This window comes from Clavibacter sp. GW821-FHT01D01 (assembly GCF_059422605.1).
Window position 1 is genome coordinate 121,021 of the sequence record NZ_JBWKXC010000002.1, and the last position, 14,892, is coordinate 135,912.

The 14,892-nt window shown below is 72.6% G+C and carries 13 protein-coding genes; 10 read left to right on the plus strand and 3 right to left on the minus strand.

The genetic code is table 11. The features are described from left to right. The first annotated feature begins 130 nt into the window (after positions 1-130). The 3 genes from AC07VC_RS04280 (at position 131) to AC07VC_RS04290 (ending at position 3,319) form a co-directional block, all read left to right on the plus strand. A complete protein-coding gene (locus AC07VC_RS04280) occupies positions 131-1,096 on the plus strand; it encodes an ROK family glucokinase (RefSeq protein ID WP_317228937.1) in 966 nt (321 codons plus the stop codon). Positions 1,097-1,199: 103 nt separating this feature from the next. Further along, positions 1,200-1,889, plus strand: coding sequence for a lysophospholipid acyltransferase family protein (locus tag AC07VC_RS04285; RefSeq protein WP_494676034.1), 690 nt, complete (start codon positions 1,200-1,202; stop codon positions 1,887-1,889). Positions 1,890-1,948: 59 nt separating this feature from the next. Next, positions 1,949-3,319, plus strand: coding sequence for a class II 3-deoxy-7-phosphoheptulonate synthase (locus tag AC07VC_RS04290; RefSeq protein WP_317228938.1), 1,371 nt, complete (start codon positions 1,949-1,951; stop codon positions 3,317-3,319). Between the two features lie 91 nt (positions 3,320-3,410). On the opposite strand, the gene pknB is transcribed toward AC07VC_RS04290, so the two are convergent. Together pknB and AC07VC_RS04300 are read right to left on the minus strand one after the other, a co-directional pair. After that, positions 3,411-5,360, minus strand: a complete 1,950-nt coding sequence (gene pknB / locus AC07VC_RS04295; protein ID WP_494676033.1) for a Stk1 family PASTA domain-containing Ser/Thr kinase — start codon at positions 5,358-5,360, stop codon at positions 3,411-3,413. Positions 5,361-5,442: 82 nt separating this feature from the next. Then, positions 5,443-6,720, minus strand: coding sequence for a LysM peptidoglycan-binding domain-containing protein (locus AC07VC_RS04300; protein ID WP_494676032.1), 1,278 nt, complete (start codon positions 6,718-6,720; stop codon positions 5,443-5,445). Between the two features lie 219 nt (positions 6,721-6,939). Between AC07VC_RS04300 and AC07VC_RS04305 the strand changes: the two genes are divergently transcribed. Further along, complete coding sequence (locus tag AC07VC_RS04305; RefSeq protein ID WP_194636387.1) at positions 6,940-7,281, plus strand: Rv2175c family DNA-binding protein; 342 nt, start codon at positions 6,940-6,942, stop codon at positions 7,279-7,281. 53 nt (positions 7,282-7,334) lie between these two features. On the opposite strand, the gene AC07VC_RS04310 is transcribed toward AC07VC_RS04305, so the two are convergent. Then, positions 7,335-8,456: a polyprenyl synthetase family protein gene (locus AC07VC_RS04310; RefSeq protein WP_494676031.1), complete on the minus strand. Its 1,122-nt coding sequence runs from the start codon at positions 8,454-8,456 to the stop codon at positions 7,335-7,337. 77 nt (positions 8,457-8,533) lie between these two features. Here AC07VC_RS04310 and AC07VC_RS04315 point away from each other — a divergent pair, with 77 nt between their 5' ends. From AC07VC_RS04315 to AC07VC_RS04340, 6 genes are all read left to right on the plus strand, one after another. Beyond that, entirely contained in the window at positions 8,534-8,926 is a 393-nt protein-coding gene (locus AC07VC_RS04315; protein ID WP_317228943.1) for an SCO2097 family morphological protein, read from the plus strand. Positions 8,927-9,299: 373 nt separating this feature from the next. Next, positions 9,300-9,731: a division/cell wall cluster transcriptional repressor MraZ gene (mraZ, locus tag AC07VC_RS04320; protein WP_094116079.1), complete on the plus strand. Its 432-nt coding sequence runs from the start codon at positions 9,300-9,302 to the stop codon at positions 9,729-9,731. A 103-nt stretch (positions 9,732-9,834) separates the two neighbouring features. Next, complete coding sequence (gene rsmH, locus AC07VC_RS04325; protein WP_317228944.1) at positions 9,835-10,791, plus strand: 16S rRNA (cytosine(1402)-N(4))-methyltransferase RsmH; 957 nt, start codon at positions 9,835-9,837, stop codon at positions 10,789-10,791. Beyond that, positions 10,788-11,462: a cell division protein FtsL gene (ftsL, locus tag AC07VC_RS04330; protein ID WP_494676030.1), complete on the plus strand. Its 675-nt coding sequence runs from the start codon at positions 10,788-10,790 to the stop codon at positions 11,460-11,462. Before rsmH ends, ftsL begins: the two co-directional genes overlap by 4 nt. A 91-nt stretch (positions 11,463-11,553) precedes the next feature. Next, positions 11,554-13,335 carry a peptidoglycan D,D-transpeptidase FtsI family protein gene (locus AC07VC_RS04335; RefSeq protein WP_494676029.1) on the plus strand — a complete coding sequence of 594 codons (1,782 nt, stop codon included), beginning with the start codon at positions 11,554-11,556 and terminating at the stop codon, positions 13,333-13,335. A gap of 12 nt (positions 13,336-13,347) precedes the next feature. Beyond that, positions 13,348-14,892 carry a Mur ligase family protein gene (locus AC07VC_RS04340; RefSeq protein WP_494676028.1) on the plus strand — a complete coding sequence of 515 codons (1,545 nt, stop codon included), beginning with the start codon at positions 13,348-13,350 and terminating at the stop codon, positions 14,890-14,892.

Sequence of the window (14,892 nt, forward strand, 5' to 3'; positions counted from 1 at the left end):
AGCTCCTTCGGTACCGGAAATGGATGGGACCAGCTTAAGGGCGCGCGGCTCCGGCGCGCTCGTCCCCGGTCGGGGGCGTCGGGCGCCTCACTAGGATCGACAGGCGAGACGATGAGGAAGGGCCCGCCACGTGCATGCAATAGGGATCGACATCGGCGGGACCAAGATCGCGGGAGCCGTGGTCGACGAGCTCGGCGTCATCGCCGCGGAGGAGCGCACGCCCACCGAGGCGAGCAGCCCGGACGCGATCGTCGAGGCGGTCGTCGGCATGGTGGAGCGGCTGCGTGCGCAGCACCCCGACGTCGTGGCGGTCGGCGTGGCCGCGGCGGGCTTCATCGACGCCGCGCAGTCCACCGTCTACTACGCCCCGAACATCAACTGGCGCAACGAGCCGGTGCGGGAGAAGCTCCGCGGCCGGATCGACCTGCCCATCGTCATCGAGAACGACGCCAACGCCGCCGGCTGGGCGGAGTTCCGCTACGGCGCGGGCCGCCTCGTCAGCGACATGGTGACCCTGACGATCGGCACGGGGGTGGGCGGCGCCATCGTCGCCGACGACCGGCTGTTCCGCGGCGGCTTCGGCGCCGGCGCCGAGCTCGGGCACATGCGGGTCGTGCCGGACGGCCTGCCCTGCGGCTGCGGCGCCCGCGGCTGCATCGAGCAGTACGGCTCGGGCCGCGCGCTGCTCCGCACCGCCGACGAGCTGGCCGACCTCGGCGGCACCCACGGCGAGGGGCTCGCCGCGCGTCGCCGCGAGGTGGGGACCCTGACGGGCCACGACGTGAGCGACCTGATCCAGGCCGGCGACCCCGGCGCGCTCCTCGCCCTCCGACGCCTCGGCGGCTGGCTGGGGGAGGCGGCCGCGAGCATCGGCGCCATCCTCGACCCGCAGATGTTCGTCATCGGCGGCGGGGTGGCCCAGGCGGGCGACCTGCTCCTCGACCCCATCCGCGAGGCCTACCTCGCGCACCTGCCCGCCCGCGGGTACCACCCCGAGCCGGAGTTCCGGATCGCGGAGCTCGTCAACGACGCCGGCGTGGTGGGCGCGGCGGACCTCGCCCGGCGTCACGCCGGGGCCCTGCGCCACGGAGCCTGAGCCGACCGCACGCGACACCGCCGCCCGTCGGCCGGCCGCTGCCGGCGGACGCGGCGCCGCTGGCTATGCTGGACGACGACCCCGCCCGGAAGGTGGCCACCCGATGTTCTACTGGTTCATGAAGAACCTGGTCGCCGGACCCCTCCTGCGGAGCACGTTCCGCCCCTGGGTGACGGGCCTGGAGAACATCCCCGCCAAGGGCGGCGTGATCCTCGCGAGCAACCACCTCTCCTTCATCGACTCGGTGTTCCTGCCGCTGCTGGTGGACCGGAACCTCGTCTTCCTCGCCAAGAGCGACTACTTCACGGGTCCGGGCCTCAAGGGCTGGGCCACCAAGATGTTCTTCACCGCCACGGGCATGCTGCCCATCGACCGCTCCGGCGGCAAGGCGTCCGAGGCGTCGCTCAACACGGGCCTCCGCGTGCTCGCCGAGGGGCGCATGCTCGGCATCTACCCCGAGGGCACCCGCAGCCCCGACGGCAAGATGTACCGCGGACGCACGGGGGTGGCCCGCATGATCCTCGAGGGCGAGGTGCCGGTCATCCCGATCGCCATGATCGACACCGAGAAGGTCATGCCCATCGGCACGCGGATCCCCAAGGTCCGCCGGATTGGTGTGGTCATCGGCGAGCCGCTAGATTTCAGTAGGTTCGCCGGCCTCGAGGGAGACCGCTTCATCCTCCGCTCCATCACCGACGAGATCATGTACGAGCTCTCGAGGCTCAGCGGCCAGGAGTACGTCGACGTCTATGCGACCTCGGTCAAGGAGAAGCGCGCCAGCGCGGCCCGCTGACCGACGCCCGCACCGACTCCACCGCGCATCACGCGCACGACACGAACCGGGATCCCACCGTGGCCTCTGAGCACCTCGTCCCCGCCCATCCCGACGTCCTCGCCGGGCTCGACCACTGGCGCACGCTCGAGGTCAAGCAGCAGCCGGCCTGGCCCGACGCCGCCGCGGTGCACGCCGCGTCCGCCGAGATCGCCCTGCTCCCGCCCCTGGTGTTCGCGGGCGAGGTCGACCAGCTGCGCTCGCGCCTCGCCGCCGCGGCCGACGGCCGCGCGTTCCTCCTGCAGGGCGGCGACTGCGCCGAGACGTTCGCGGGCGCCACGGCCGACCAGATCCGCAACCGCGTGAAGACCGTCCTGCAGATGGCCGTCGTCCTCACCTACGGGGCGGCCATGCCCGTCGTGAAGATGGGGCGCATGGCCGGCCAGTTCGCCAAGCCGCGCTCCAGCGACTCCGAGACGCGCGGTGACCTGACGCTGCCGGCGTACCGCGGCGACATCGTGAACGGCTACGACTTCACCCCCGAGTCGCGGGCGGCGGATCCCGCGCGCCTCGTGAAGGGGTACCACACGGCCGCCTCCACGCTGAACCTCATCCGCGCGTTCACGCAGGGCGGCTTCGCCGACCTGCGCGAGGTGCACAGCTGGAACAAGGGCTTCGCCGCGAACCCCGCCAACCAGCGGTACGAGCAGCTCGCCCGCGACATCGACCGGGCGATCAAGTTCATGGAGGCCGCGGGGGCCGACTTCGACGACCTGAAGCGCGTGGAGTTCTACACGGGCCACGAGGGCCTCCTCATGGACTACGAGCGCCCCATGACGCGCATCGACTCGCGCACGGGCACGCCGTACAACACCTCGGCGCACTTCATCTGGATCGGCGAGCGCACGCGCGACCTCGACGGCGCGCACGTCGACTTCCTCTCCCGCGTCCGGAATCCGCTGGGCGTGAAGCTCGGCCCGTCGACGACCCCGGAGACCGTGCACGAGCTCATCGAGAAGCTCGACCCGGATCGCGAGCCCGGTCGGCTCACGTTCATCACGCGCATGGGCGCGGGCCGCATCCGGGATGCGCTGCCGCCCCTGCTGGAGGCCGTGAAGCAGTCGGACGCGCACCCGCTCTGGGTGACCGATCCCATGCACGGGAACGGCCTCACCACGCCCACCGGCTACAAGACGCGGCGCTTCGACGACGTGGTCGACGAGGTGCAGGGCTTCTTCCAGGCGCACCGGGCGGCGGGCACGCACCCTGGAGGCATCCACATCGAGCTCACGGGCGACGACGTCACCGAGTGCCTGGGCGGATCCGAGCACATCGACGAGGCCACCCTCGCGACGCGCTACGAGTCGCTGTGCGACCCGCGGCTCAACCACATGCAGAGCCTCGAGCTCGCGTTCCTCGTCGCGGAGGAGCTGGCCGCGGCGCGGAGCTGATCCCCGCCACGACGACCGATGCCCCGCCGCCCTCGAGGGCGGCGGGGCATCGGTCGTCGTGGGCCGACCCGCGTGGGCGTGCGGGGCCGGATCAGCCGGACGCGGTGATGCCGAGGTTGACCGTCGACCCGCGACGGGCGAGCGCCTGCGCCTCCGGGCTCGCGGAGGCCACGCGGGTGATGCTGTTGGGCAGGGCGTCCCAGAAGGCGGAGTAGGCGTACTTGAAGCCCGCCGCGTCGAGGGCCGACTTGGCCTCGTCGCGCGTGAGCCCGACGACGGCCGGGACCGCCACGAGGTCGGGTCCCTTCGAGATCTCGAGGCCGACCCTGCTGCCGGGGGCGCCGTCCAGGCCGGAGCGGACGGGGGCGTCGTCGAGCGCGTAGACGGAGATGACCTCCCCCTTCTCCACGTCGTCGCTGAACGCCTGCCGGCCCGCCTCGCCGACGAGCCCGGCATCCGCGAGCGTGGCGACGGCCTGGTCGACGGAGCGCCCGCCTACGTCCGGGATCCCCCCGGCGGCGACCACGAGGGTCACCGGCTGCTGCTCCGGGTACTGGGCGCCGATCGGCGCGCCGGAGGCGTCGAGCACCTGCACGACCGTGCCCTCCTCGACGTCGCCGTACTGCCGCACCGTCGCCTCCTGCACGACGAACGGGACGCCCTCGAGGCTCGTGCGGGCGTCGTCCTCGGAGGCGCCGACCACGTCGGGCACGTCGAGCAGCTGCGGGCCGGTCGAGGCGTACACGGTCACGGTGGAGCCCTGGTCCACCGGCGTGCCCGACGCCGGGACGCTGCGGGTGACGCGTCCGACCTCGACGTCGACGCTCGGCTCCTCCGCGCGCGCGACCACGAAGCCCTGGCCCTGGAGCGTCCCCGCCGCGTCGTCCACGGCCATCGCGGTGACGGTCGGCACGGGTACCCGCGCGCCCGGACCCTGGCCGTAGTACCAGCCGGTGCCGCCGGCGAGGGCGGCGAGCATGACGATGAGGAGCGCGAGCACCCAGCCGCGCGTCCGTCGGCGCGATCCCGCGGCCGCCAGTGCGACGACGGAGTCCGGCTCGGACCGCTCGGGCTCCGGGCGGAGCATGACCGGGGGCCCGCCGACGACCTGCGTCTCGCCCGTGGTGACGGGCGGGAGGGCCGGGGCGCTGGGGAAGACTACGGTGCGCTGCAGCGGGGCGGGATCGCCGGAGCGGGCGTCGAGCCGGTTCTGCACGGCGTAGAGCTCGTCGAGGAGCGCCCGCGCGTCGCGGGGCCGCTGCTCGGGGTCGCGCGCCGTCGCCCACAGGACGAGCTCGTCGAGCTCCACGGGGACGGACGCGTTGGCGGTGCTGGGCGTCGGGACCTGGTCGTTCGCGTGCTGGTACGCGATCTGCATGGGCTGCTCGCCCTTGAACGGCTGCTCGCCCGCGAGCATCTCGTACATCATGATGCCGACCGCGTAGATGTCGCTGCGGGTGTCGGCGATGCCGCGGGTGACGAGCTCGGGGGAGAGGTACGCGATAGTGCCGAGGAGCGCCTGGCCCGTCGCGGTGTTCGCGCTCACGGCGCGCGCCAGGCCGAAGTCGCCGATCTTGATGCGGCCGTCGTCGGCGAGCAGGACGTTCTCGGGCTTGAGGTCCCGGTGGACGATCCCGGCCTTGTGCGCCGCGGCCAGCCCGGAGAGCACCGCCTCGAGGATGTCGAGGGTCTGCTCGGGAGTCAGCCGCTCGTACTCCTGCAGGAGCTCCCGCAGCGTCATGCCCGGCAGGTACTCCATGACGAGGTACGCCATGTCGGAGTCCTGGCCCTGGTCGAAGACGTTGACGACGTTGGGGTGCGCGAGCCGTGCCGCCGAGCGCGCCTCCTGGATGAAGCGGTCCCGGAACGCGCTGTCGTCGGCGAGGTGCCCGTGCATCACCTTGACGGCGACGCGACGCTCGAGCCGCAGGTCGGTGGCGACGTAGACCGTCGCCATCCCGCCGCGCGCGATGCGGGACCGGACCTGGTACCGACCGTCGAGGAGACGGCCGATCATGGGGTCGGTCGGGCTGGAGGTCACTGGACGATTCTAGGGATCGCCGGTGTCGGACCCTCCCCGGCACACCGGTGCGCCGCCGTGCGGGTGCGCACGCGGATGGGCGTCAGCCGATCTCGTCGAGCCAGATCCAGGCGGAGGGCTCCCACTTGGCGTACGCCTCGGGGTAGGCCGAGTACTGCACGGCCTGCGCCGCCTGCGTGACGGTCATCGACTTCCAGCCGGGGATGTCGAGGAGGCCCCGCGTGCTGCCGGGGTTCGGGTTCACGCTGCCGCCGAAGAACGCGCGCGAGGCGTAGACCGGGTCGTTGAGGTCGGACGGCTGTCCCCAGCCCTGGCTCGGGCGCTGCTGGAACAGGCCGATGGAGTCGCGGTCGCCCCAGTCGAGGTTGCGGAGGGTCGACTCCTGCGCGGCGGTCGCGAGGGCGATGACGAGCCCGTAGTCGCTCACGCCGGCGGACCGGCCGACCTGGACGATGACGCGGGCGTTGCGGCGCATCTCGTCGGTCATGATCGTGGTCCCGTGCAGGGACGCGACCTGCACCACCGAGGCGGAGGCGTGGGGGATGGTGAGCTTGCTGCCGGCGTAGATGATGCTCGACCAGTTGAGTCCGTTGGCGTTCAGCAGGTCCTGGACGGTGACGCCGGACTCCTGCGCGATGCTGTGCAGCGTGTCGCCGGTCTCGATCGTGTAGGTGCCCGAGAGGCCGGCCTGCGCGGCGGGGGATGCGCTGGGCGGGACGGCGGGGGCTGCGGGAGCGGAGGATCCGCCGCCGGGGATCGTCAGGCGGTTGCCGGGGAAGATCGTGCTGGTGGCCTGCAGGCCGTTGGCCTGGAGGACGGCCGAGGTCGAGACGCCGTGGCGCCCGGCGATGCCGGAGACGGTGTCGCCGGCGACGACCGTGTAGCTCCCGCCGGATGCCGTGGGCGCCGCGGCGGGCGCGGCGGCAGCCGAGCCGCCGCCGGAGCCGCCCAGGGTGAGCGTCTGGCCGGGGAAGATCGTGGTCTTCCAGCCGAGGCCGTTCTGCGCGAGCACCGAGGCGGTGGAGATGCCGAAGCGGCCGGCGATGCCGGAGACGGTGTCCCCGGGCTCGACGACGTAGGTGGAGGGCGCGGCGACCATGGGCGCGGCGGCAGGGGCGACGGTCGGCGCCGCGATCAGGGGGATCTTCGTCTGCGCGGGACCCGACTTGGCCTTGGGCACGCGCTTGACCGGTGCCGCCTCCGCGGGTGCCGCCATGCCGAGGCTGACCGCGAGCGACCCGACCAGCACGATGGGCATGGTCGCGAGGAGCGCCTTCGAGCGGCGGTTCGCCGAGCGTCCCGCGGACGTGTCCGAGGACCGGCTGGGGTCGCGAGGAGGGATGGATTCGGTCATGGGCATGTTGGTCTACTCCGGCCTTCGTGCACGATTCCCTGATGCAGGTGTTCCACGTTAACACGCAGGGAGAACAAAGCGCACATACGTGACGCATGTGACTGGAGTGACCAACGACACGCGTGTTCGGCGGATAGGCAGCCGACCCACCGTGCGGGGCCCGGCGGCGCGGTCAGGGAGCCCCGGGTTCCCGTCGGCAGCCGCGGACGTGCCAGCATGTGAGACGTGAACGAGCCCTATGCCGACCGTGAGTGGTTGACCGTCCCCGATCTCGTCGACCTCCTGGGTCTCACCGTCAGCCGGGTGCGCCGGCTCATCGAGGACAGGCGGCTGCTGGCCGTGCGCCTCGACGGCGTGCTCAAGGTCCCGTCGGTGTTCCTCCGCGACGGCGAGCCGCTGTCGGAGCTGCGCGGGACGATCATCGTGCTCGGCGACAACGGCTTCACCGACGACGAGGCGATGGACTGGCTCCTGACGGAGGAGCCGAGCCTCGGAGCGGCGCCCGTCGACGCCCTGCTCGCGGGCCGCAAGGCCGAGGTGCGTCGGGTGGCGCAGGCGAGCGCCTGACCTCTCCTCCCGTCCCCTCTCGGAGGAGGGGAGGGGACCGCGTCCCGCGCCCGTCAGGTCGTGCGGCGCGTGACGCTGTCGACCAGGAGCTCCAGCTGGTTCCGGGCGCGCGCGCCGATGGGCGCCTCGCGCAGTGCCGCGAGGGACTCCCGCACGTGGCGCGCGATCATGCCCTCCACCTCGTCGAGCGCCCCGCTCTCGCGGAGGATCGACTGGAGCGCGCGGATCTGCTCGTCGTCGAGGTCCGGGTCGCCGAGGAGGGCGTCGACCGTGCGGCGCACGCCGTCCGGCAGTCGACGCCGCGCGAGGGCGATCAGCACGGTGCGCTTGCCCTCCCGGAGGTCGTCGCCGCTCGGCTTGCCCGTGACGGCGCTGTCGCCGAACACCCCGAGCACGTCGTCGCGCAGCTGGAAGGCGATCCCGAGCGGCAGGCCGAACGCCCGCAGGGCCGCCACCTGCTCCGCCGAGGCCCCGGCGAGGCTCGCCCCGACGACCAGCGGCGCCTCGATGCTGTACTTGGCCGACTTGTAGACGATGACGTTGTGGGCGCGGGCGAGGGTGTCATCGTCGGGCACGGTCGGCCACGCGACCTCCTCGAGCACGTCGAGGTACTGGCCGAGGGTCACCTGGGTCCGCATGGTGGCGAGCTCCGCGCGGGTCGCGCGGGCGGACGACCCGTCGGCCAGCGCCAGCAGGGAGTCGATGAGGAGCTCGTCGCTCCACCCGAGGAGGAGGTCGCCGAGGAGGACGGCGCCGGCCTCGCCGAAGCCCGCCGAGGACCCGCCCCAGCCGCTCGCCGCGTGCAGGGCCTCGAAGCGGCGGTGCGCCGCCGGGCGTCCGCGCCGGGTGTCGGACCGGTCGATGATGTCGTCGTGCACGAGCGCCGCGGCGTGGAAGATCTCGAGGCCGGCGGCGACGCCGACGACGGCGCGGTAGCCGGGGCGCTCCTCGCCCTCCGGGCGCCCCGCGGGGGAGGACTCGAGGTCGATGACCGAGCGCCAGCCCCAGTAGCAGAACTGCGCGCGGAACCTCTTGCCGCCTCTCAGCAGATCCGAGGAGAACTCCTGGATGGGCACAAGATCCGGGCTGATCTCCCGGAGTCCCGCGACCTGCGCCGACAGGAAGTCGTCGAGGCGGGTCTGGACGTGGCTGACGAGGCGGTCGCTTTCGGGCACCCGCCTAGCCTAGCCAGGGGCGGGGAGCTAGAATCCAGAGGTGAACACCGACGCGTCGTCCCGAGCCTGAGGGGAACATGATGCCGCTTTCCGAGCAAGAGCAGCGCCTGCTGGAGGAGATGGAGCGAAGCCTCTATCACAACGACGCAGACTTCGTGGCGACCGTCAGCGGTCGCCGCAGCAGACCGAACTACACGATGGTCGTGGTCGGGGTGCTGGTGATCGTGCTGGGCATCGCCGCCCTCGCCGCCGGCGTCATCACCAAGCTGGCCATCATCGGCATCCTGGGCTTCGCGATCATGATCGTGGGAGCGCTGCTCATCTTCAGCCCGCGCGGCACGGTGGCCGAGACCCCGTCCGCCGGCCCCTCGCGTCCCGCCGGCCGCGGCTCAGGTGGACGCGCTCCGTCGTCGTCCTTCATGGACCGCATCAACGAGCGCTGGGAGAAGCGCCAGGGCGGTCAGGACTGACCACCATCTGAGGGAGCCTCCACCTCCCTCCACCCGACCCCGAGGGGCCGGTCCCGATCGCCGGGACCGGCCCCTCTCGTCGTCCCAGCGGGTCCTCCACCCGCCTCCCCTCCGTCCTCCTCGCGCCCTCCACATGGCTCCCCAGCGCCCTCCTCGCGGCCTGCCGGCTGCGTGCAGGGCGCTTTCCCGTGCCCGCGGCGCGCCGGGCGGGTCACGACCCTCCACATCCCTCCCCCCGCGCGCGGCCCCGGATCCACGGCGATCGGGGGACATGGGGCCGGAAAGGACGGGGATCCCCTGGCGGTGGGTGGAGGGCTGTGGAGTAAAGTGGAGCAAGTCCTGAACCACGGCCGGAGAGACAGGGGGTGTCGGTGTGTTCCTCGGCACCCACTCGCCTCGTCTCGACGACAAGGGGCGGCTCATCCTCCCCGCGAAGTACCGCGACGAGCTCGAGGGCGGCGTCGTGATGACGCGCGGCCAGGACCGCTGCATCTACGTGTTCACGACGCGGGAGTTCGAGGAGCTGCACGACCGGATGCGCCAGGCCCCGCTCGCCAGCAAGCAGGCGCGCGACTACATGCGCGTGTTCCTGTCCGGCGCCAACGCCGAGACGCCCGACAAGCAGCACCGCATCACCATCCCGCAGGCGCTCCGCACGTACGCGGGCCTCGACCGCGAGCTCGCGGTCATCGGCGCGGGCAGCCGCGTCGAGATCTGGGACGCCGGCACGTGGGACGAGTACCTCACCGCCAACGAGAGCGCGTTCGCCGACACCGCGGAGGAGGTGATCCCCGGCCTGTTCTGACCCCGGCCCCTGACTCCCAGCCGTCCGACGCCCTGCCGCACTTCCCCGGTGGCAGGTCGGGACGGATGGGGATCAGGAGCCGCGTGCAGGACATCGGGATGCCATGGCACTCGACGACATCCACACCCCCGTCCTCCTCGAGCGGTGCCTCGAGCTCCTCGCCCCCGCCCTCCAAGGCGAGGGCGCCGTGCTGGTCGACGCCACCCTCGGGATGGCCGGCCACTCGGAGGCGTTCCTCGACGCGCTGCCCGGGCTGCGGCTGGTCGGGCTCGACCGGGACCCCGACGCCCTCGCCATCGCGGGGGAGCGGCTCGCCCGGTTCGGCGACCGCGTCCACCTCGTGCACACCGTGTACGACGGCATCGGCCGCGCGCTCGACGGGCTCGGCATCGGCGAGGTGCAGGGCGTGTTCTTCGACCTCGGCGTCTCGTCGCTCCAGCTCGACCGGGTGGAGCGCGGCTTCTCCTACTCGCAGGACGCCCCGCTCGACATGCGCATGGACGGCACCGCCGGCCTCACCGCGGCCCAGGTGGTCGCCGACTACGACGAGCTCGAGCTGCGCCGCATCTTCTACGACTACGGCGAGGAGAAGCTCGCCCCCCGCTACGCCAGCCGCATCGTGCAGGCGCGGGAGGTCGAGCCGATCACGACGTCCGCGCGGCTGGTCGAGATCATCCAGCAAGCGACCCCGGCCGCCGTGCAGCGAGCCGGGCACCCGGCGAAGCGCGTCTTCCAGGCGCTCCGCATCGAGGTCAACCAGGAGCTGAGCGTGCTGGCCCGGGCGATGCCCGCCGCCGTCGACCGGCTGGCGATCGGCGGCCGCGTGGTCGTCGAGTCGTACCAGTCGCTCGAGGACCGGATCGTGAAGCGCGAGCTGCGCGCCCGGTCCACGAGCACCGCGCCCGTCGGCCTGCCCGTCGAGCTCCCCGAGCACCGTCCCGAGCTCAAGCTCCTCGTCCGCGGCGCCGAGCTCGCGGACCAGGACGAGATCGCCCGCAACCCCCGCGCCGCATCCGTCCGGCTGCGCGCCGCAGAACGAGCCAGGAGGCGACACGCATGACCGACGCAGCACGCGCGACCGCGCGTCCCCGGATCCAGCCGTCCGCCGAGCCCGCCCCGCGGCACATCGAGGTCGTCGCCACGCGCGGCCAGCGCCGTGCCCGGCCGCGCACGGTGTACGCGCTCATCGTCGTGGGCGGCCTCTTCGCCGTCCTGCTCGCGCAGCTCCTGCTCTCCATCGGGCTCTCGGACGGCGCGTACGCGATCCAGTCGCTGCAGCAGCAGCAGAAGGAGCTCGACCGCACCCACCAGGCGCTGACCGAGGACGTCGACCGGCTGTCCTCCCCGCAGAACCTGGCCCGCAACGCGCAGGCGCTCGGCATGGTCGCGAGCGCCTCGCCCTCCTTCCTGTCCCTCGACGGCACCGTCCAGGGGACCCCGCAGGCGGAGGACGGCGCGACCACGCCGCTCACCGCCGACACCCTGATCGGCAACTCGCTCCTCACGGGCGTGCCGCTCACCATCGCGAGCAGCCCGGCGGAGCAGCAGGCCGCGGTCGAGGCCGCCACGGCCCAGGACGGCCAGGCGGCCGTCGACCCCGGTTCCGCGATCCCCGGGTCGGCCGAGGCCGCCGGCGGCGTCACGGCCGGCACCCCGAGCGCGCCCCCCGTGAGCGGCGCGGCCTCCGGGTCGGCGTCGACCACGGCGATCCCCACCCCGCAGACCCGCTGACCGCGGGCCCCTCGCGGGGCCGCGACCATCCGCACTACACCGCTCCGACGGAGCACCGCACCGCACCGCAGGCACCGAGAGGAATCCCCGAGTGACCACGATCTCGAACCGACGGCGCATCGCCTTCTCCCTCATCGCGATCCTCGCCGTCATCGGGGTCTTCGTCGTCAAGCTCATCGACATCCAGGTGGTCCAGGCGACGGAGCTCAACGAGGAGTCGCTCGGCAAGCGGGCGATCTCGCAGGTCCTGCCGGGCGTCCGCGGCAGCATCTACGACGCCGAGGGCAAGGTGCTCGCCGACAGCGTCCTCCGCTACGACGTCACGATGGACCCGTCGAAGGCCGGCGACTTCACCCGCACGGTCACCGGCGACGACGGCGAGAGGACGAAGCAGGAGGTGTCCCTCGCGGACGCCGAGGCACAGCTCGGCGCGATCACGGGGCAGGCGCCGGAGGAGATCCACGCGATCATCACGGGCACGCTCGCGAAGGACCCGGACTCGCTGTTCGCGTACGTGACCAAGGGCGTCGACGTCGACGCCTACCTCGCCATCCGCGACCTCGAGATCCCGTGGATCTACTTCCAGGCGGTGTCGAGCCGCACCTACCCGAACGGCCAGATCGCCGGCAGCGTCCTCGGCTACATCGCGGGCGACGGCAGCATCAAGGCGGGCCTCGAGCAGGAGTACGACTCCTGCCTCGCGGCCGAGGACGGGGCGCAGACCTACGAGCGCGGCGCCGACGGCGTGGCCATCGCCGGCAGCACCGTCACGCAGAAGCCCGCCGTCGACGGCAGCGACGTGATGACCAACATCGACACCGACCTCGAGTACTTCGCGCAGACCGCGGTCGCCGAGCAGGCCGTGAAGGTCGGCGCGGACTACGGCCACGCCACCATCGTCGAGGTGAAGACGGGCAAGGTCCTGGCGGTCGCCGAGTACCCGTCGGTCGACCCCAACGACGTCTCCGCCACGAAGCCCGAGGACCGGGGGAGCCGCGCGTTCGGGTCGCCCTTCGAGCCGGGATCCACGCTGAAGGCGGTCACCGCCGCGGCCCTGCTCGACTCGGGCAAGGCGGATCCCTCGACCCGCGTCGTCGCGCCCTACACGTTCACCCGGCCGGACGTGCGGCTGAGCGACAGCTACGTGCACCCCGACCTCCGCTTCACGCTCGCGGGCGTCCTCATGGACTCCTCCAACACGGGCATCTCGGCGCTCGGCGAGCGCCTCTCGGCGTCCGACCGGTACGACTACCTCCGGGCCTTCGGCGTCGGCGAGAAGACGGCGATCGACTTCCCGGGCGAGAGCAGCGGCCTCGTGCGCCCCTGGCAGGAGTGGGACCCGCAGACCAACTACGCGACCATGTTCGGCCAGGGCCTCACGACCACGGCGCTCCAGGTCGCGAGCATCTACCAGACCATCGGCAACCACGGCGTGAAGCTGCCGCTGTCGCTCGTCTCGGGCTGCAAGCAGGCCGACGGCACAGTGACCGACCAGCCCTCCACCGAGGGCACGCAGGTCATCTCGCCCCAGGCGGCCGACTCGACCGTCAACATGCTGGAGACCGTGGTCACCGACGGGCACCTGGCGAAGGACCTCACGATCCCCGGCTACCGGGTGGCCGCGAAGTCCGGCACGGCGCAGGTCGCGGAGGCCGACGGCAAGTACGGCAAGAACTACCTGGTGTCGATCGCGGGGCTCGCGCCGGCGGAGGACCCCCAGTACGTCGTGTCGATCAGCCTGGCCAATCCGGATACCATGAAGTCCTCGGCGGCCGCGGCGCCGGTCTTCCAGAAGATCATGTCCCAGGTCCTGAAGACCTACCGGGTCCCGCCCTCCAGCGTGCCGTCCCCGAACCTCCCGACGACCTACTGAGAGATGAGGGCGATGACCTCCCCTGCCACTCCCGCCCTCCGCCCCGAGCACCCCGTCGCACGGTCGCTGTCCGGCCTGGTGCGCGACTTCGCGCTCGACGTCGTCGGCGACGTGGACGAGGTGGAGGTCACCGGCGTCACCCTCTCCTCCGGCGACGTGCAGCCGGGCGACCTGTACGTGGGACTGCAGGGCGCCCGCGCCCACGGCGCCCGCTTCGCGTCGTCCGCGGCCGAGAGCGGCGCGGTCGCGGTGCTCACGGATCCGGCAGGCCTCGCCGACGCGCAGGCGGCCGGCCTGCCCGTGATCCTCACCCCCGACCCGCGGGCCGCCCTCGGCGACGTCGCCGCGTGGGTCCACCGCTCGGCCGAGAACCCCGCCACGCTCTACGGCGTCACGGGCACCAACGGCAAGACGAGCGTCGTGTACCTGCTGGACGGCCTGCTCCGCCAGCTCGGCGTCGTCACGGGGCTCACCTCGACGGCCGAGCGCCGCATCGGCGACGAGAGCATCACGAGCCGCCTCACCACGCCGGAGGCGAGCGAGCTGCACGCGCTCCTGGCCCGGATGCGGGAGGCCGAGGTCCGCGCGGTCACCATCGAGGTCTCCGCGCAGGCGCTGTCCCGCCACCGCGTGGACGGGCTCGTGTTCGACGTGGCCGCCTTCATCAACCTCAGCCACGACCACCTCGACGACTACGCGGACTTCGAGGAGTACTTCGAGGCCAAGGCCGCGTTCTTCGACCCCGACCGCGCCCGCCGCGGCGTCGTCTCCCTCGACACGGAGTGGGGCCAGCGCATCGTCGACGGCTCGCGCATCCCCATGACGACGATCTCCTCGAAGCCGGGCGTCGACGCCGACTGGACCGTCACGGTCCTCGAGCAGACGGCGGACTCCACGGGCTTCCGCCTCGAGGGTCCCGACAACCGCGTGCTCGTGTCGCGCGTGCCGGTGCCCGGCTGGTTCATGGCCGCGAACGCCGGCCTCGCCATCGTGATGCTCGTCGAGTCCGGCTACGACCTCGACGCCGTGGCGCACGTGCTCGACCGCGACGGCGGCATCCAGGCCTACATCCCCGGTCGCGCGGAGCGCGTCTCGGGCGGCACCGGTCCCCTCTTCTTCGTCGACTACGGCCACACGCCGGACGCGTTCGAGCAGACCCTCCAGGCGCTGCGGCCGTTCACGCCCGGGAAGCTGGTGATGGTGTTCGGCGCCGACGGGGACCGGGACACGACCAAGCGGGCCGAGATGGGCGCCATCGCGGCCCGGCGGGCCGACGTGGTGGTCATCACCGACTACCACCCGCGCTACGAGGACCCCGCGTCCATCCGCGCCTCGCTCATCGCGGGCGCGCGGGCTGCGGTGCCCGACCGCGAGATCCACGAGGTCCCCGACCCGGCGACCGCGATCCGCACGGCGGTGTCGCTGGTCGGGGAGGGGGACACCATCCTCGTCGCCGGACCGGGCCACGAGGACTACCACGAGGTGGCCGGGCGCAAGATCCCGTTCTCCGCCCGTGACGACGCGCGCGCGGCCCTCCGCGACGCAGGCTGGAGCTGA

Bases quoted from the DNA above. Each gene is read 5' to 3' on its own strand.
- AC07VC_RS04285 (WP_494676034.1), top strand. From the start codon at position 1,200: ATGTTCTACTGGTTCATGAAGAACCTGGTCGCCGGACCCCTCCTGCGG.
- AC07VC_RS04300 (WP_494676032.1), bottom strand. From the start codon at position 6,720: ATGCCCATGACCGAATCCATCCCTCCTCGCGACCCCAGCCGGTCCTCG.
- AC07VC_RS04315 (WP_317228943.1), top strand. From the start codon at position 8,534: ATGATGCCGCTTTCCGAGCAAGAGCAGCGCCTGCTGGAGGAGATGGAG.
- rsmH (WP_317228944.1), top strand. From the start codon at position 9,835: ATGGCACTCGACGACATCCACACCCCCGTCCTCCTCGAGCGGTGCCTC.
- ftsL (WP_494676030.1), top strand. From the start codon at position 10,788: ATGACCGACGCAGCACGCGCGACCGCGCGTCCCCGGATCCAGCCGTCC.
- AC07VC_RS04340 (WP_494676028.1), top strand. From the start codon at position 13,348: ATGACCTCCCCTGCCACTCCCGCCCTCCGCCCCGAGCACCCCGTCGCA.